This is a genomic window from Microcoleus sp. EPA2 (genome assembly GCA_020882975.1).
GTDB lineage: Bacteria > Cyanobacteriota > Cyanobacteriia > Cyanobacteriales > Microcoleaceae > Microcoleus.
Window position 1 is genome coordinate 32,764 of record JAHRFD010000025.1, and the last position, 18,122, is coordinate 50,885.

General features: G+C 45.3%; 17 protein-coding genes. 7 read left to right on the forward strand and 10 right to left on the reverse strand.

The window, feature by feature from the left end:
- Together AAFP14_RS19885 and AAFP14_RS19890 are read left to right on the forward strand one after the other, a co-directional pair.
- Nucleotides 1-284 (forward strand): hypothetical protein (locus AAFP14_RS19885; RefSeq protein ID WP_341733939.1); only part of this gene is annotated, 284 nt, incomplete at its 5' end.
- A 73-nt stretch (nucleotides 285-357) separates the two neighbouring features.
- Entirely contained in the window at nucleotides 358-540 is a 183-nt protein-coding gene (locus AAFP14_RS19890) for a hypothetical protein (RefSeq protein ID WP_341733940.1), read from the forward strand.
- Between the two features lie 110 nt (nucleotides 541-650).
- On the opposite strand, the gene AAFP14_RS19895 is transcribed toward AAFP14_RS19890, so the two are convergent.
- From AAFP14_RS19895 to AAFP14_RS19905, 3 genes are all read right to left on the reverse strand, one after another.
- Nucleotides 651-1,436: a photosystem II S4 domain protein gene (locus AAFP14_RS19895; protein WP_341733941.1), complete on the reverse strand. Its 786-nt coding sequence runs from the start codon at nucleotides 1,434-1,436 to the stop codon at nucleotides 651-653.
- A 13-nt stretch (nucleotides 1,437-1,449) separates the two neighbouring features.
- Nucleotides 1,450-2,040 (reverse strand): Uma2 family endonuclease, encoded by a 591-nt coding sequence (locus tag AAFP14_RS19900; RefSeq protein ID WP_341733942.1) that lies wholly within the window; start codon nucleotides 2,038-2,040, stop codon nucleotides 1,450-1,452.
- Nucleotides 2,041-2,282: 242 nt separating this feature from the next.
- Complete coding sequence (locus AAFP14_RS19905; RefSeq protein ID WP_341733943.1) at nucleotides 2,283-2,789, reverse strand: hypothetical protein; 507 nt, start codon at nucleotides 2,787-2,789, stop codon at nucleotides 2,283-2,285.
- A 282-nt stretch (nucleotides 2,790-3,071) separates the two neighbouring features.
- Here AAFP14_RS19905 and serA point away from each other — a divergent pair, with 282 nt between their 5' ends.
- From serA to AAFP14_RS19920, 3 genes are all read left to right on the forward strand, one after another.
- Entirely contained in the window at nucleotides 3,072-4,655 is a 1,584-nt protein-coding gene (gene serA / locus AAFP14_RS19910) for a phosphoglycerate dehydrogenase (RefSeq protein WP_341733944.1), read from the forward strand.
- Nucleotides 4,656-4,992: 337 nt separating this feature from the next.
- A complete protein-coding gene (gene prmA / locus AAFP14_RS19915; RefSeq protein ID WP_341733945.1) occupies nucleotides 4,993-5,883 on the forward strand; it encodes a 50S ribosomal protein L11 methyltransferase in 891 nt (296 codons plus the stop codon).
- A gap of 169 nt (nucleotides 5,884-6,052) precedes the next feature.
- Nucleotides 6,053-6,733 carry a pentapeptide repeat-containing protein gene (locus AAFP14_RS19920; protein ID WP_341733946.1) on the forward strand — a complete coding sequence of 227 codons (681 nt, stop codon included), beginning with the start codon at nucleotides 6,053-6,055 and terminating at the stop codon, nucleotides 6,731-6,733.
- A 265-nt stretch (nucleotides 6,734-6,998) separates the two neighbouring features.
- Here AAFP14_RS19920 and AAFP14_RS19925 read toward each other — a convergent pair whose 3' ends face one another.
- Nucleotides 6,999-7,505: a hypothetical protein gene (locus tag AAFP14_RS19925; protein ID WP_341733947.1), complete on the reverse strand. Its 507-nt coding sequence runs from the start codon at nucleotides 7,503-7,505 to the stop codon at nucleotides 6,999-7,001.
- A 76-nt stretch (nucleotides 7,506-7,581) separates the two neighbouring features.
- Between AAFP14_RS19925 and AAFP14_RS19930 the strand changes: the two genes are divergently transcribed.
- Nucleotides 7,582-8,238, forward strand: coding sequence for a pentapeptide repeat-containing protein (locus AAFP14_RS19930; protein ID WP_341733948.1), 657 nt, complete (start codon nucleotides 7,582-7,584; stop codon nucleotides 8,236-8,238).
- Nucleotides 8,239-8,340: 102 nt separating this feature from the next.
- Here the strand turns inward: AAFP14_RS19930 and AAFP14_RS19935 are convergent, their stop codons facing one another.
- The 4 genes from AAFP14_RS19935 to trxA all read right to left on the reverse strand — a co-directional run bounded on the left by AAFP14_RS19935 (nucleotide 8,341) and on the right by trxA (nucleotide 16,014).
- A complete protein-coding gene (locus AAFP14_RS19935; RefSeq protein ID WP_341733949.1) occupies nucleotides 8,341-8,907 on the reverse strand; it encodes a pentapeptide repeat-containing protein in 567 nt (188 codons plus the stop codon).
- Nucleotides 8,908-9,016: 109 nt separating this feature from the next.
- A complete protein-coding gene (locus tag AAFP14_RS19940) occupies nucleotides 9,017-14,221 on the reverse strand; it encodes a DNA/RNA non-specific endonuclease (protein WP_341733950.1) in 5,205 nt (1,734 codons plus the stop codon).
- A 664-nt stretch (nucleotides 14,222-14,885) separates the two neighbouring features.
- Nucleotides 14,886-15,470: a hypothetical protein gene (locus tag AAFP14_RS19945; RefSeq protein WP_341733951.1), complete on the reverse strand. Its 585-nt coding sequence runs from the start codon at nucleotides 15,468-15,470 to the stop codon at nucleotides 14,886-14,888.
- Between the two features lie 226 nt (nucleotides 15,471-15,696).
- Complete coding sequence (trxA, locus tag AAFP14_RS19950; RefSeq protein WP_341733952.1) at nucleotides 15,697-16,014, reverse strand: thioredoxin; 318 nt, start codon at nucleotides 16,012-16,014, stop codon at nucleotides 15,697-15,699.
- A gap of 73 nt (nucleotides 16,015-16,087) precedes the next feature.
- Here trxA and fabG point away from each other — a divergent pair, with 73 nt between their 5' ends.
- Nucleotides 16,088-16,852 carry a 3-oxoacyl-[acyl-carrier-protein] reductase gene (fabG, locus tag AAFP14_RS19955; RefSeq protein ID WP_341733953.1) on the forward strand — a complete coding sequence of 255 codons (765 nt, stop codon included), beginning with the start codon at nucleotides 16,088-16,090 and terminating at the stop codon, nucleotides 16,850-16,852.
- 99 nt (nucleotides 16,853-16,951) lie between these two features.
- Here fabG and AAFP14_RS19960 read toward each other — a convergent pair whose 3' ends face one another.
- Together AAFP14_RS19960 and AAFP14_RS19965 are read right to left on the reverse strand one after the other, a co-directional pair.
- Nucleotides 16,952-17,407 carry a GTP pyrophosphokinase gene (locus tag AAFP14_RS19960; RefSeq protein WP_341733954.1) on the reverse strand — a complete coding sequence of 152 codons (456 nt, stop codon included), beginning with the start codon at nucleotides 17,405-17,407 and terminating at the stop codon, nucleotides 16,952-16,954.
- Between the two features lie 303 nt (nucleotides 17,408-17,710).
- Entirely contained in the window at nucleotides 17,711-18,010 is a 300-nt protein-coding gene (locus AAFP14_RS19965; RefSeq protein WP_341733955.1) for an RNA recognition motif domain-containing protein, read from the reverse strand.
- Between the last annotated feature and the right edge of the window lie 112 nt (nucleotides 18,011-18,122).

The window sequence follows — 18,122 nt, forward strand, 5'->3', positions numbered from 1 at the left end:
AAATCTCAGAAACCGGGTTTTTGCCCAAATCACCGACTGTAATCAACGATTCTGGAAAAAACCCGGTTTCTCGCCACCCCGCACATCCAAGACTAGGACATAAACCAAAGAAACCGGGTTTTTCGCAGTTTTTCGGCTGTATCAATATCCTCGAAAAAAACCCGGTTTCTCGCCCAACCCCAAATCTCAGAAACCGGGTTTTTGCCCAAATCACCGACTGTAATCAACGATTCTGGAAAAAACCCGGTTTCTCGCCACCCCGCACATCCAAGACTAGGACATAAACCAAAGAAACCGGGTTTTTCGCATGATAATCCAACATAAATCCCGTAGGGGCGGGTTCACCAACAATCTTTAATGAGTACCGACAATCTCAATAAACCCGCCCTCGCCCCACCAATAACCCACATCAATGAAATTTGCATTAATTCCCAAATGCACATTGGGATTGTTGGTTGGGTTAGGGCGGGTTTTCGAGATGGTTTATTTCAGGCGATTATGGTTGGTGAACCCGCCCCTACAGGAATTCGGTTTATTTGACCGGATATAATATTAGTCTATCGTAAATTCATCTAAAGAAACCGGGTTTTTCGGAGTTTTTGGGTGGTGTAACAATACTCTCGGAAAAAACCCGGTTTCTGGCCTATAAATTACAAATACCGAGTTAATTGCACTCGATAGCGTTCCTTCTTGGTAACAGCAACTTCTCCAATTTCCAATCTTCCCTTGCCGCTAACAGCGATTAAATCTCCAGACTTGACATTATAACTAGCTTGAGTGATGTCTTTCCAATTAACTCGCACGTCGCCGCTGTCAATTAAATCCACCATTTTGCTGCGAGACATGGCGAATCCCGCCGAAGCCACAGCATCCAATCTCATGGAGGCTTCAACTGTGGTCATTTCTTTCTTTTTCGGTTCCCTAATTTTGAGTTCACTCAATTCAATGCGCCGAGTTTTGACCGGAACCGATCGCACTTGTTGCAAACTCATCTCCAAATACTCTACCATCTCTGGCATCACGATCGCCTGGGCGCCACGTTCCCCCAACACAATCACATCGCCGGTTTTCTCCCGCACAATTCCCGTACCCAACATCGCCCCCAAAAAGTCGCGGTGAGAAGCTGTATCGAACAGGAAATTGCCAGCGATTTCTACCGCAGCAATGTTAACACTACCAGAGTCGATCGCAATTTCCGATCGCGCGATCGCTATTCTTTGTCTTTCCGCCTGGGGATAGCCGCCCCAAGCCACCAACTCCACATCACTCAAACGATTAAATACAATCTTAGCTTCCGCCAATTCTGGAGGCGACATAAAATCAGTCTGAGTAACCTCCCAAGTTTTAATAGCTTGTTCCGCGCAGTCAATGACTCGCGCCACCGATTCGCGATTTTCAATCCCTTTTAACAGTTCTTCTCTTTGCAAACTTGCCATAATTTACATCACCCTACAAAATATCGCTTAAATCTAAAACTAAACCGGGCAATACATCCTCACCTGACAAAGTTGCAGGGGAACATATAATTTCCACATCTCTATCTGGACGGGAGATTTCAACTTGTCTATTTTGGCGATCGAGCAACCATCCCAACCTCGCTCCATTTTTGATGTACACTTTCATTTTAGCCCGCAATTTTTCTAATGAATCGCTAGCCGAGCGCAATTCCACTACAAAATCAGGACAAATCGGCGCAAATTTCTTTTTCTCTTCAGCAGTTAAAGCCTCCCACCTGTCGCGCCGCACCCAAGCAGCATCGGGAGAAATATCTGTACCGTCGGGCAGTTTAAATCCTGTTGAAGAGTCAAAAGCAATTCCCAAATGCTTATTTTGACGGCTCCAAGATTGAAGTTGATAAGATAAGTCAATGTTGCAATTACCAGTTTCGCTACCGGTAGGAGACATAATAATCAATCCTCCACTAGCAGTACGTTCAAATCTGAAATCGCGGTTTTCTTGACACAACATAAAAAACTGCTCGTCAGTTAATTCGAGCGTTAGTTCTAGTGGAGAATTCAGGGGGATAGTTGATGATTCCATAACTCTCTCCAAAGATTACACGATTCGGGCAAAATATCCTGGGGATGGTGAAGTAAGTCTGTCTAAAATTAAAGGCTTTTAACATTAATTGTCGCCGACTTGCTTCACCCCTACATTTCTGAAAAAGCTTGAGATTCTTTGTTATAGATGTCTAATGACTGCTGACTAATGACTGCTGACTAATGACTGCTGACTAATGACTGCTGACTAATGACTGCTGACTAATGACTAATGACTAATAACTAACTCTCGGTATAACCTTGCATATTTTCCGGTTCAAACTGCCGCAAAATATTAGCAGCCTTTCCAGTCAAATCATCAGTACCCTTCACCGCAATCAAAAACTTACCTGCATTCAAACGGTTGCGGTAGGGTAAAGCATCGCCGCTACCAAAAGCCATACCACCCGCGCCTCCCACAAACACACTACCCATCGCAGCAGCGATCGCACCTAATACCCCACCGATGACATGATCGCCTATTTCTCCCGCCCAGGCAAAAGTCTTCAACTCAGTAATTAGACTGAAAGTAAAGCCAGCAATAAACCCAAAAGGTATCAACCAAATAGCCATCAATTTAGCTTGTTTCTTTGCTTGCTGATTCGGGTCGATCAAACCAAATTCATCCGCAGTTTTGTAGCCGCGGCCCAAAATACTTACCTGTTTCATCGGTAAGCCTTCTTTTTCCAGAGCACAATAGGCAGCTTCGGCTTGCATTCGATCGGGGAGTACGGCAATAAGATAATTCATTAAACACAATTCCTGATAGTTCAGCTAAGATAGCTAAAATGTATTATAACCCGAAAAGACTTACTAGCTAAGCAGTTCGGGGATTTGAAGCCGGTTTGAGAGTGCGATCGACCACAAACCTAAAATATTTCAAGCAAAAACGACCCGTCTCGACCAAATACATATACAATTCAAACTGCACAAAGCCCAAATTAAGCTCAGCAGTAAGATACTGCTCCCAGTCTTAGCCTCTACTTTGAGCTCGCTGGACCTATTTTTACTGATTCCACTCAATTGCTTGCTATGCCTAAAGTTTTAGTATCCGATCCCATCGACCAAGCCGGAATTGATATCCTCTCTCAAGTCGCTCAAGTTGATGTCAACACAGGTTTGTCAGCAGCAGAACTGGTACGAATTATTCCAGAGTACGATGCTTTAATGATTCGTTCTGGCACCCAAGTTACCAAAGAAATCATCGAAGCCGGCAACTTACTCAAAATCATCGGGCGCGCTGGAGTCGGCGTAGACAACGTAGATGTACCCGCCGCCACTCGCAAAGGAATTGTAGTCGTCAATTCTCCCGAAGGTAACACGATCGCCGCCGCCGAACACGCGATCGCCATGATGCTGTCCATGTCCCGCCACATCCCAGAAGCCAACGCATCTGTCAAAAGTGGTAAATGGGAACGCAACCGCTTCATCGGCGTAGAAGTTTACAAAAAAACCCTCGGTATCGTCGGTTTGGGCAAAATCGGCTCCCACCTAGCCGCCGCCGCCAAAGCAATGGGCATGAAACTGCTCGCCTACGACCCCTTCATTTCCACCGAAAGAGCCGAACAGTTGGGCTGTCGCTTAGTAGAACTAGAACTGCTGATGCGCGAATCTGACTACATCACGCTACACATCCCCAAAACCCCCGAAACCCTGCACCTAATCAACGCCCAAGTGCTGTCGAAAATGAAGCCCACGGCCCGCATCATTAACTGCGCCAGAGGTGGCATCATCGACGAAGCAGCCCTCGCTGAAGCCATAAAAGAAGGGAAGATTGCCGGCGCTGCGATCGACGTTTACGAACACGAGCCCCTGGAAGCTGATTCTCCTCTGCGGAGTGTGGGCCAAAACATCGTGCTGACACCCCACTTGGGCGCATCGACAGCCGAAGCTCAGGTGAATGTGGCGATCGACGTTGCCGAACAAATCCGTGATGTACTGTTAGGATTGCCAGCGCGATCGGCTGTTAACATACCAGGAATTTTCCCAGATTCGATCGAAAAACTCAAACCCTACCTGCAACTCGCCGAAACCCTAGGCAACCTCGTCAGCCAGCTAGCCGGAGGCCGAGTCGATTACCTCAACGTCCAACTCCAAGGCGAATTAGCAAATAATCAAAGCCAGCCCGTAGTCGTCGCCGCCCTCAAAGGACTCCTCTCCCAAGCCCTCAGAGAGCGCGTTAACTACGTCAACGCCAGCATTGAAGCCAAAGAACGTGGCATTCGCGTCGTCGAAACCAGAGATGCTTCAATTCGCGACTACACAGGCTCTCTGCACCTGATGGCCAAGGGAACCCTGGGCGAACACACCGTCACTGGTGCTGTCCTCGGCGAAAACGAAATTCGGATTACCAGCGTGGACGATTTCCCCGTCAACGTTTCCCCGACTCACCATATGTTATTTACCTTGCACCGCGATATGCCGGGAATTATTGGCAAAATTGGTTCTCAGTTGGGCAGTTTTAATGTCAATATTGCCAGTATGCAGGTAGGGCGTAAAATCGTGCGCGGTGACGCGGTGATGGTTCTGAGCCTCGACGATCCTCTGCCAGAGGGAATATTGGCTGAAATCATCAAAGTTCCAGGAATTCGGGATGCTTACACAGTGAATCTTTGAAGTATTTGGGATTTTAGGTTTTGAAATTGGGGGACTGATCCCGCCCCATTGGTGTCAACTTAACGTCAAACCCAGTCAGAGACTGCTGTTTGACTATTAAGCCTAGATCCCCCCTAACCCCCCTTAAGAAGGGGGGGACAAGAGTCTTCTCAAAGTCCCCCTTCTTAAGGGGGATTTAGGGGGATCTAGACTCAGGTAAAAACCAGATTTCTCAGGGCTTTCAGGCTTAAGTTGACACCAATGATCCCGCCCTTGCTCCCAATCTAAAATCTAAAATCGCAAGTTCTCAGTCTCTCTCCCCCAATCTACAATCTCAAATCTCCAATCTAAAATCGTTATGGCACATAGCTGGTGGGAAATTCGAGTTCTTTGCGATCCGGCGTTGGAAGATATCATCTTCTGGCGCTTGGAAATGTTCGGCTGTCAGGGAAGTGTCAGCGAGATGAAAAGTAATTCTTGTCTGATGTCGGCTTACCTCCCGGAAGAAAAAGCGCGATTGCTGGATTTGGCAGCCTTGTCTCTGTGGTTGCGCCAAGACGCCCTGTGCGCGGGTTTGCCTTTACCAGCGATGCAGTGGGATTTGATTGAGGAAGAGGATTGGGGCAGCACTTGGAAGCAGCATTGGCAGCCTCAAGAAATTGGCGATCGCTTTTTAGTTTATCCCGCTTGGTTGCCAATACCAACTAATCCCGATCGCCTCATTTTACGTTTAGATCCCGGTGTCGCTTTCGGTACCGGTGCCCACGCCACCACTCAGCTTTGTCTGGAGTCGCTGGAAATGCGCCTCGGTTTTGATGACAAAGAGTGTATCATTGCCGATATTGGCTGCGGATCGGGTATTTTGTCGATCGGCGCGGTGTTATTAGGCGCTACAAAAGTTTATGCTTTGGATACCGATCCTTTGGCAGTGCGATCGACCATTAGCAACAGACAACTCAACCGAGTTAATTCTCAGCAGTTGGTTACAGAACTCGGTAGTATCGATCGGCTAAAAGAAATGGTAAATGAACCTTTAGATGGTTTCATGTGCAACATTTTAGCAGAAGTAATCATTGATTTAATCCCGCAATTCACTGAAATTAGCAAACCAACTACTTGGGGAGTTCTCAGCGGCATTTTACTCGACCAAGCTAAACCAATTGCTGATACTCTCGAACAACACGGCTGGATTGTCGCTACTCTGTGGAAGCGCCAAGATTGGTGTTGTTTTAATATTCGGCGAAGTTAGCAATCTGAGATTTTCGATACATATATTAGTAGTAGGGTGCGTCAGTTGCCATGATTTTCGATGCGTATCGAATTGCTAACAACTGACGCACCTTACAAGTTTTAGGACAGCATTCTGTCTGTAGAAGCGCTGCTACTATCAAAGCATAAACAACTTGTAAAAAAAAGCTATGGACGTTGAAGAACTATATAGACGTTACGCCGCCGGAGAGAGGGATTTCTCTGGAGTTGATTTAAGTAGTGCTAACTTAAACGTTGCTAACGTGGAAGACCTCGAAGAACTCCAACCAGGTCAGAATGAGTTGAGTGGTATCAATCTCAGGGGTGCTAACTTGACTAGAGCCAATCTGAGTTGTGTGAATCTGAGTGATGCTGATTTGAGTAGTGCCCAACTATCCGATGGCGATCTGAGTGAGGCGAACTTATCTGGTACCAACTTAAGCAATGCTAACCTGTTCTATACCAGTTTGATTAAAGCAGATCTGAGTGGAGCAGATTTGAGTGGAGCCAACTTGAACTGTACTCAATTAAACTGTGCTGATCTGAGTGGAGCTAACCTGAGTAAAACCAATTTAGCCGAAGCTGACCTAAGCGGAGCAGATTTAAGTCAAGCAGACCTGAGTGGAGCTAACCTGGAAGAAGCATCACTGGCGGAAGTCAACTTGACTGGGGCTTGTTTAACAGATACTTATCTAGGTGAACCCCTGCTCACAAGAGCTAATCTAACAGGAGTAAATTTAAGTGAAGCGATCATTGATTTAGAGTTGGCTAACATTAGTGGAATTGAAGGGGCAATCTTCTGCAATACAATCATGTCCGATGGCAGCACGAGGAATGACCATTGTGAGTGAGTCTTCCACTCTAAGCTGAAGTTCCCCCAGATGAGAACTTCAACTTAAACAGCGCAAACTGAGAACTGTGAAGACTTATGTAACCACAGATGGAAAATCATTTACGTTAGTAGGTCCAGAATAAATCCGGTTTTCAATTACATTTTCGATTTCATCTGGGAGATTTGACAAAAGATCTAGACCTGTAAGTTCTTCGACCTCTCTGACCGTAGTTATTTGATCTTGCCATCGCGGTGGAATTATATCTGGCGGATTAGCAATGCCATTAGGCATGGAAAGTTTCAAACCCGGTATTTCCGTAACCAATTCTGTTTGTATCTGCGTTGTTGTAGCCAGAATCGTAAGGACCATTGGCTTCTGATAAGCTAATAGTTTCCAGTGTGGTAACACCATTATCTCCTTCTAAAGAAACTCTAAGATTGCCACCACTGAGGCTAGGTACATGGAGATTGAACCGCAGAGTTCCAGACTCAGGCACGACAAAACGGTTGTGGGTAATACTTTTACCTGATTCTAGCTTCAGAGCATAATTTGGTTGAGTGCGATCGACTCCAATTCGATCCAGTTCCGCATCCAAAGCCGGAGCATCCGTTGCAGATAGCTGATTCACATCAACGAGATTGTTTGTAGTTACACTCGCTGACGTTTCACCATTATGAAAAGACCAACCAGGAATCGCATCAGAAAAAAGAGTCCGATTACCACCCTGCGGATTGAAAACAGCATCGAAATTGCCGTTAAACAGAGTGGGAACCGCAAAATCTCCCCGCATTCTGGCATCATAAGTATTGTCAAAATCAACCGGAAAGTGCTAATATAAAAGTATAAAAAACTTGAATAAGAAAGCTATGGACGTTGAAGAACTTTATAGGCGTTACGCGGCCGGAGAGAGGGATTTCTCTGGAGTTGATTTAAGTGGCGCTAATTTCAATGTTGCTAATGTGACATTCCTCGAAGAACTCGAACCAGGTCAAAATGAGTTGAGTAGTATCAATCTGTGCGGTGCTAATTTGACTAGAGCTAAGATGACTTTTGTTAATCTCAGCGGTGCTGACTTAAGAGGTACTCAACTATTTGATGCCACCCTCAAAGACGTTAACCTGAATGATGCCAACCTCAGTGGTGCTAATCTCTCTTTGATCAACACTGATGATTCTAGTTTCAAGCGAGCTAACCTTAAGGGGGCTATTCTGTCGGAAGCTGGTATGTACACCGTCGATCTTGAAGATGCCAACCTTAGTGATGCCAATCTCCAATGCGCCACCACAAGAGATTCTAGTCTCAAGCGAGTTAATCTTGAGGGGGCTATTCTGTGGGAATCTGGTATGTCCAACTGCGATCTAGAGGGTGCTAACCTCAAAAAAGTTCTTTTAGATGAAGCAGGTTTTTCCGACTGCAACCTGAGAGATGCGATTTTTGACGACGATAACTGGTGGCGTAGTTGTTATGTAAAAAACACTATCATGCCTGGAGGAACCGCTCTCACAAACGTGATTGAGGACTGAAGCGGAGACAGGACGTACCCCCGCTTCTAATATCAATTTTAAAAAATCTTGCTATTCTAAACAGTGCCCAATATGCTGTTGCATAATTTTTATTCAACTTGGTTAATCGTCAGATTCCATCTCAGCATATTTATCAGTCACAACTTGTCCATCTGGCATGATAGTATTTCGCTTGTAGCTGTCGCTTAAATCGCAACCTTCAACGAGTGCTCCTCTCAAATTAGCCTCATACAGATTAGGTTCACACATAATTGCATTTCTCAGGTCTGCTCCTTCCAGATTGGCTCCTTTCAAGCTAGCTTCAACTAAACAAGCATTTTGCAGGTTGGCATTTCGGAGATTAGTATACGCCAAACTACTACCGGTCCAGTTGGAATTACTTAGATTAGCTCTCTCCAAGGAAGCACTTCTTAGGTTGGCTTCTAAACTAGCATTAGACAAATCTGCTTCATCCAGCATAGCATGACTTAAGTCAGCATCTTCTAAGTTAGCGGACTTAAAAATAGTACGTCTGAGATTGGCTTCTTTCAGAATGGCACCTTTCAAGTTAGCTTCAGTGAAGTCAGCCTCACTCAAGTTTACGCCTCTTAGTTCGGCATCTTCTAGGTTAACCCGACGAAAATCTCTTTCACCCGCTGCGTATCTTTTGAGCAGTTCTTCTGCGTTCATAACTTGCCTATTTTATCTATTTACACTTTCATATCATACTGAAGTTCTGTCCTCTGGAGTAAGTCCTGACTGATGAAGTGTAAGTACCTTATCAGTCAGGAGGAATCATTTATAAAAGAGGGCTAGAACTATCTGTTTCGAGAATCTCTTGAATTTCTTCAGGCACATTTGACAAAAAGTCATATCCTGTAAGCTCTTCAAGATAATCAACATTAACTCGCCACTGTTGCCAGTTATTCCAGTTAGTTACACCATTGGGAAGAAATCCGTTAGGATATGATGGACTATCTGGCAATCTGTAGTTGGGAGCGGGAGTTTCTCTACTACGTCTGTTGGGTGTTATGACAGCAATGACCTGCGTATTAGCAGTGACATCAGCTATTCCTTGACCGGGTTCCAAGGGAACGATAATTTTCCAAGTGTAATTAGGAATCCCAATAGTTTTGGGATTAGGAGTCAAAGTCCCATTTGGATCGAGAACAACTCTACCCTCAGTATTTGTTGAAATCTTGTTGTGGATCTCTCTAAGGTCTGAATGACCAGGAGGTATTGCAGGACTGTAATCAAACCCGCCAGCAATGATGTAGAGTTCGCGATTATTTTTTTCAACGAGTTGTCGTCTGCTGTATCTTTCGAGAGCAGCCCACGCACTACCTTGCTCATTATTGCCTTCGTGCTGAGGCAGCATATTGGACGTGAGGAATGTAGAGTAAACATCCTTAGTGGTGCGATCGCGGTCTGCGACTGGAGTCATATGTCCTCTTTCCATCCCACGCTGGTTCCGTCGATAATCAGGCCCCTCTGTACGCACCCAGCTACTAGGCAGAGCGCTATCTCCAAGCCAGGGATAGTCTACTCGCCCCGCTGGATAAGTTCCATTTGGAAAACCTGCGGGAGGATAACCTGGTGGGGCAGTAGTTGGTCCTGGTCTTGTTGTATTACCTAACCAACTCTTGTTAAGTTGCCAACTCACCCAATTGGGGCCTTTGGTAGCATCATTGTATGAAAGCGTGTACTGTGGCTTCTCGATTAGGTAGTTTTCACGGTGAGTATTTTCAGAAGAGCGGGCAAAGCTGGGATTCCCAAGTTTTGTAGAAATGCTCTGAAAGAAAACATCATCTAGATAAACAGTGCCGTCAGTTAATTCAAACTTGAGAGTGGCTACCTCGCCTCGCAATTCTTCTGGTATGTCTACGTGGAATGTTTCAAATCCTCGGTCTCCATAACCAATCCTGTAAGTATCGGTGTCGGGATAGCCTAGGGGGTAAGCTATTTCAGGTGTAGAACCTGGATTGACGCGACCATCTGCTGCTCTCAAATCGATCGTACCATCATCAACTGTTTCTAATAGTTGATATTCATCACTAGGTGTATTGCCTTTGATAGAAACTTTGACTTTTCCATTAGTGGTAAGTTCAGGTACGTGAAGATTGAACCGCAAAGTTCCCCACTCAGGCACAACAAAACGGTTGTGAGTAATACTTTTACCAGATTCTAGCTTCAGAGCATAATTGGGTTGAGTGCGATCGACTCCAATTCGATCCAGTTCCGCATCCAAAGCCGGAGCATCCGTTGCAGATAGCTGATTCACATCAACGAGATTGTTTGTAGTTACACTCGCTGACGTTTCACCATTATGAAAAGACCAACCAGGAATCGCATCAGAAAAAAGAGTCCGATTCAGTCCCTGCGGATTGAAAACAGCATCGAAATTGCCGTTAAACAGAGTGGGAACCGCAAAATCTCCCCGCATCCTCGCATCATAAGTATTGTCAAAATCAACCGGGATACGCTCTACATTTGTTTGGGGACGCAACTCCGAACCGCCGCCCAAAACCGAATAAAACCACCCCGTACCAATTCCCTCCCAAGGAGCCGCATCAACACCATGCTCAAAACGCTCTTCCGGTGTATACCAAGGGCTAACGCGAGCGGAACTTGTCAAAACAGTACCGCCAAATGAAAAGTCCTTATCGAACAAAGGTTCGCGATATCCATCACCGCGCCGACGGAAAATAGGATTAACATCTAAGTCTTCATCAAAGGGGAAGTTAGTTGGAAAGAGGTCTGATGTTCCTCCATACCAGCCCAAAACACGTCCGTGTACAGCGCCCCTGCCAGCAATACCAACAGTAGGATCTGTTTCCTTCGTAAACCCAGCACGACTGCTATTGTAATCTGGGTTATTTTTATTAGTTCCCAGAAAAACCGACAAATCCGGTTCTCCCAACAGCGGAGCAGTAGCATCGGGATTTTCTGACCTCCAACCTTCTCGCGGAAACTGAAGTCCGGGAGCTGTTTTTCCATCTTCAGTAGACGGAAGATTGGGAATATCCCGACCCGCAGGCGAAACCGTACCGCTTAATAAATTCGGTACTGTCTGATAGTAATTATCCGCAAAAGTGACATTTTTCCACACCTGAACCTTCGGTTCGCGGAAATCCCCGAAATTATTTGTCACCACATTTAGCCCCGGTTGATCGAAATCGTGGGGGTCTAAAGTTGTCATCTGAAGGTCGCGAATATCAGAGTTTTCTTTTCCACCCGCTTCAGGAAAATGAGTCCCCAAACGCTGAATAATTTCGCTGTTAACAACTGTTCCCCGACTGAAACCAATAAAATGCAGCGGTGAATTAAAAATTGCCCCTTGTTTTGCCGTGCTATTTTCATCAATGAACAGTTGGTCTAACTGCACGATAGAAGTAAAGAAAGCATCTGCCACTGCTTCGCTAAAACCTGAATCAGGAGCGGCCGATTCATTATTGTTCGACCAGTCATTCAGCAGCACTAACGGTTGATTTTTGTCAAGGTATGGAGCTATATAACTCTTCAACTTGGTGAGATAGCCTGGGTCGTCTTTTGGACTCAAACCTGCTGGGAAGTCTCCGGCAACAGCTCCATATTTGGTAACAGGAACCCAATAACCAGTAGCGAGGTCGTACCTCATCATCAAACCGTTGTCCTCAGCCCCTGCATTGGCAATACTATTGCCCAGTTGGTAAAACTCTGAAGGAATTCCAGGGTTATTAAAAAAGGGAGGACTAAAGGGAGGTTTGAAGCCATGAGTCAGCACAGTTACGCTGGGGAAGGTATCGTCATCATTGGGAGCGGTTAATGTCGTCCAGAAATCGCCAAACTCTATGTTTCGGCTGCCATTTTTATTCCAAGCTTCAACTGCCCAATTGTACTCCTGACCCGCTGTCAAAGTAAGGTTGTCAGGTAGCGTGAAACTGGTATTTGTACCTTCAATAAATGTTTTACCGCCATCCAAAGTCCACTTGCCAATGCCGTCATCACCTCTTTGCCAAGTTGCTGTCAAAATTCGGTTGGGGTTGAAGTCGTTCTCTTGGCTGTGGTAAAAAGAAGTATTCCAAGGTTTTGTCAGTAAATCCAACTGTTCTGGTTTGCTCAATCCTTGGTTGAAAAGAAATTCGTTACCATTCGGGTCTGGTAAATCGACAACTTTATCCCACGGCAGCAGTCCTTCACCTTCATCGAATACGCTGAGGAACAGGTTAACTTCTTCTACATTTTGATTGGGCAATTCGTCAAATTCCCATTCAAAAGTAGGAGTCAAGTCTTCTGTATCCTCACCTGGCCCAGTTAAATCCAACCAATCCAGCGGTGTCGCCACCAAACCCCGAGAGTTAGTCGCAGCAACGGGAGCTCGCTTGCTACCAGGTGGCACGCCGTAAGTATACTGGTTGTTCGCATCAATCAGAATCTGGAAGTCAGCCGCAACACTAACCGCTGGGTTAATATTATCAATGGGCACTGTGGAAAGGTCAGCAACCGTAGCATTTCGTGCTGTAGTGCTGTCAAACAAAGGCAGCCCGACACCCCGACCTTTAGCATCAATTTGAAATTGAGCGGGGTTTGTCACTGTTTTGACGAATTCTTCAGTGTCAAAAACATACACCTTGCCATTAGCACCGCTCAAATTGGGATAGGAAGCATAGAGGTACTTGCTGTCACTAGAAAGCACTAAATCAGTAGTCAATCCGTCGGGAATTGGTCTAGTTGCTGCTACTAATTGCGGATTCGTCAGCGGGTCTTTGATAATGCCGATATTGCTCCCTGCCCGCGGGTCTCCATCTATGCTGGGTATTTCCTGACCGAAAAATTTCGCGTCCGCATTCCGACCCACAACAAACGCATAACTCGCATCCGGTAAAACTGTTATCGAAACTCCCTCATTCACATCAAAGTAATCAAAAGTTGAACCTAGCCCTAAACTTGCATAACGAGTAGTAGCAGCAAAACTTACGGGGTCGTTATTGGTAATATCCAGTACCCCAAATCCTTTGCTATCTTTACCGCTGTTTGTAAATGTCATTTTCAACGGATTGACAGTAGCAGCTAATCCTTCTAACCCTTCATCGCCCGTGACAGTTCCGATTAATTGATTCCACTTTCGGGGGTTCTGATTTGGGTCGCTGGGTCGGTCTTTGGGGTCAATATTCACAACGTAAATCAGGCTGTTTATCCCATTGGGCGCGGTAACAAACAGCTTTTTGCCGTCGCTGCTAATTGCCATCTGTCGCAAACCGCTAGGCGCCGCACCAACTGTAATAGTTTGGGTGACTTGGTGATATTTGGACGAGAACGGGTTGATATCGAGAACGTAGATGGAATTGCCGCCAGCTTTGCCGTCAGCAATGTAAGCGTATTGGTCGCGGGAATCTATTACTATTGAACGTGGCGATGCACCGCTAGGCAAGTCGATCGGATTGATGCCCGCTATATCCGGTTTGGTGTCTATTTGCTGTCGAGTTATCGGATCGACCAAAGCCACTCTACCGGAGGCTTCCAGCGGTACGTACACGCGAGAACCGTCGCTAGTTACAGTCAAATCTCTGGCTCTATCTAGCCGATCGTCCGTACCTACAGTAATGTTACCAATTAGCAAGTCGCTGCTGCTCGTTGCCGCCACAACAGATTTGGGATTGGAAGCGTTGAGGACAGCGATTTTATCTGCCGTCCACTGCGCTGCAAACACCTTTTCTGTAGTGTTTTCAACCCGGTAGGAATTGCTGTTGTAGAGAACTTCTTTTGCTGGTTCTGCCGGATTTGAACTGACTTTTTCGTTTTGTTTGCGGCCCAGAACAATCCGGGAATCGCCCAAGGTTACGGTGTCGGGAACTCTGACGGCTACTTCAAATTGATTGTTTGCTAATTTGCGACTGAGGTTAGTTAATATTGTGCCTTCGTAGGTTTTGCCACCAAGATTAAATTTTACCACTAAATCGCTGAATTTGCTACCTTTAGTGTCGCCAAAGTTGTCGGCTAAAAAGTTGCTTCCGGTCAGGAACAAAACTGGTAGACTGTTCTCAAAAGGTTGATTGTTTGCGTCTTTGAATTTGATTTCGGCACTTTCAATCTGTGGAGAATTTTTGGGATTAGCCGCAGAAATTGGAGCGAGTTGAGATGCGCTTCTTTCCCCAAAAATAGGCTCTTTACTGAAGTTGTCGATTTGTCTTTCGCTTGCAGGTTCGCCAGTGAGAGAATCGAGTTCAGGCGATTTTTTTACGGGGGTGGGTAAAACTAAAATCCTGAAATTCGGGGTTAAAATTGATGAATTTGGACGAGATTGGGGTATCTTCGGGGTTATTGTTAAAACTGTCTGGAAGTTCGGGGAGTGCTGGTTCTGGAGTAGGGCTGCTAAGGGCTTGAGGATTAAGTGAGTTTGCGGTATTTAGGTCAAATTCTGGTATTAAGGTCGTTTCGCCAATAGGGAATGGCTCTTGACTGTTGAAGGGCGATTTATTGGAAAATTTCATAAGATGCGAACAAGCGATACAGTAACTTGTGATTTTTAGTATCTCACCATATTAAAATTGTTTCTGTCAAGCTGTTGAGGCAGAACAAGCTGAACTTGTTACATAACTTTACATTGTGTTAGAGATGCCCGGTACGATCGCCCTTAATGCCACAAATAAAATTTATCTAATTTGGCGATCGAACTTCCAGCAGCATAATTAAGAACGAGAAACCCAAGAACGAACGTAAAAAGACACAGATGCAATTAAATAAAAACAATTCACCAAAATCAACAATATCTTACCAACATAAGAGTGAACAAAACCAAAAAGTCGGAAAGTTGACAGCAGCACTAACAACATTTCAACAAAAGAAACAATTGAGCCGTAGTGATTTCTATCCCAATAAGAAAACGGACTGATAAAACGGTAATTGCTGAACGGAAAAAAGTGTCTGTGAGCGTCATCATTATGCACAGGCAAATCTCCTAGAGAGTGCAGAATCATGCTCAAAAACAGAATTTGGATGCTTTGCCAGCCAAAGTAATAAGCAATTAGCCAGCCGATCGCCGCGAGGGGGATAGAATGAAACAAAGCCACAATATTCTGGACAACAGGCTCATAATATGCTTTTGACCAGATTGTCGCGGACGGCAAGCGAGCAATGTATTTCGCCCAAAAGTAAAATAAAAATATCGGAATATCCGGCAAGATTCCGCCCGTAACGATGAGCAAATTCAACTCTGAATGCTGAGTTTTACCGAGAATTGCGAGATTGATAATTGCGTGACTTGGTGTTTTCATTTTCAAGGGGGAAACAGCTAGCAGCACAGGGTTTTAGGCCCGTGCTGTTTCATTCTCTCGCTCACCACAGTCCGACAGGGGTTAAAACCCCTGTCTCATAGCTAAAGTCCTCTTAAGAGGACTAAATTTATGAGTCCGCGAAGGCGGACTTTGTTTTTGTAGAAGCGATTTCAATCGCCGATCGACTGCGGTAAAACAGTAAAAAAATTAAGGTAAAATACCTTAACTACAAGTGAGGTTGCAGTCGATCGATCAACTGCGCCGGTTGCATCACTCCCTCAATGCGATCGACCTCAGCACCATTTTTGAACAACACCAAAGTCGGCAAAGCATAAATTTGATACTGCGAAGCCAACTGTTCGTACTTATCCGTGTCAATCTTGACCACCATCAGCTTATCCTTCGTTTGACCGCTGACTTGCTCCAAAATCGGCACCATCATCTGACAAGGGCCGCACCAAGTAGCATAAAAATCTACCAACACCGGCAAATCGGAGCTCGATAGCAACTCCTCAAAACTGCTGAACTGTTTTTGAACTGCCATAGGACAAAATAATTTTTTTGGTTCTGGCTCGATTTTAGTGCAAAATTCTCTGGTAGATTGCGAGGATAGAATTATGGAATTATTACCAGAGACATTTCAGAGATTGCAGGGTAAAGTTGCTGTCGTGACTGGTGCATCGCGGGGAATCGGCCGCGCCGTTGCTTTAAACCTAGCCGCAGAGGGTGCTAAAGTCGCCGTCAACTATGCCAGTTCCAGTGCTGCTGCGGATGAGGTGGTAGCCGAAATAGTCGCTGCTGGTGGCGAAGCTATCGCCCTTGCAGCAGATGTCTCGAAAACTGACCAAGTAGATGCACTCACCAGTAATGTCATGGAAAAATGGGGACGGATTGACATTTTGGTGAACAATGCAGGCATTACTCGCGATACTTTGCTGTTGCGGATGAAATTGGAAGATTGGCAAGCTGTGATTGATTTGAATCTAACTGGTGTATTTTTGTGTACGAAAGCTGCGAGTAAAATCATGCTGAAACAGCGCAGTGGCAGAATTATTAATATTGCTTCAGTGGCGGGACAAATGGGCAATCCGGGACAAGCTAATTACAGTGCGGCGAAGGCTGGGGTAATTGGGTTTACCAAAACTGTGGCGAAGGAGTTGTCTAGTCGTGGGATTACTGTGAATGCGGTTGCACCGGGTTTTATCACTACGGATATGACTAAGGATGTCAAGTCTGATGAGATTTTGAAGTATATTCCCCTGGGGAGATATGGGGAAGTTGAGGAAGTTGCGGGGATGGTGAAGTTTTTGGCGGCGGATGCGGCGGCTGCTTATATTACGGGGCAGGTTTTTAATGTGGATGGGGGGATGGTGATGGCTTAGGATTTGATTTTTTTTGTCGGAGATATCGCACAGGCTTTCGGGCCTGTGCCACGATGAAGGTGGATATCTGCGGTAGAATTTTAACGTTTTCAATAAGAATTACTTTAAAACCCCGCGCAACTGACTGAGGACTTTTTTGTATTTGGCAATGCGTTGAAAATCTGCCTCTGTCGGATTGGCGATGCGACGCAGATCGAGATTATGAGTAACATCTGCAATCTTGACTCGCAATGCGATGGGGTTGGCAATAACACGTTCTAAGTACGCTGCATAAGCTTCTCCTTCTATTTTGGTAATTGCGCCGATCGCGTTTACTATAAATTCAGGAAAACCTTCGCTTCTGAGTTGATCCAATGTCAGTTCGGAATCTTCCACCGCATCGTGTAACACCGCTACGATTTTCTCCTCTAGAGAATTGACATTTTTCATCACAAATAGCGGATGATCTATATAGGAATTGCCTGCCTTATCAACCTGCCCTTCATGAGCTTTGAGGGCGATCGCGATCGCTCGTTGTAGTAACCATTCGTAGTCTGAATTCGTATTTGACCACATAGCCAAGATTTTTTTTATAACTGGTTTTAAATACACGAAAATAAACGCAGATGACTTGATGGTTCTCTGCGTTTATTGGTGTAGGTTCGGTCTGTGAACAAAGGACGATCGCCAGTCAATAAACTAATAGCTATTGCAACTCAGTTAATAGACACAATTAAACATAAAATTATCATCGCGAGACTCGCTATGGCCGAAGGAAGCAACCGTTTAGTTTGAGATTGCCTGACTTCATTCAGTTTTGAAAGTTTATGTATCTCTGGCTACTTAGAGCGATCGCCAATCCTGTGACTCAGCCTAGGATTAGTAACGACGATTGAAGCCACCGCCGGAGCGACCGCCACCGCCAGGTCCACGATCTTCGCGGGGCTTGGCTTTGTTAACTTTCAGATCGCGGCCCATCCACTCAGCGCCATCAAGCGCTTCGATTGCGGCTGTTTCTTCTGCCTCACTTGCCATTTCCACAAAGGCGAAACCGCGCATTTTGCCAGTTTCACGGTCTGTCGGTAACTGAACTCTTTTAACGGTTCCGTACTCTGCAAATACGGTATTGAGGTCTTCTTGGGTAACTTGATAAGCAAGATTACCTACGTAAATCGACATGAAATATCTCCTAAATCAGATGTGGATGGAAGTTGAGATTTTCGATAGAGCCAGCCAAAGTCAAACGTGAAAGACTCATCAACAAGTGCTTTCTAGTTTACCATACCCAATC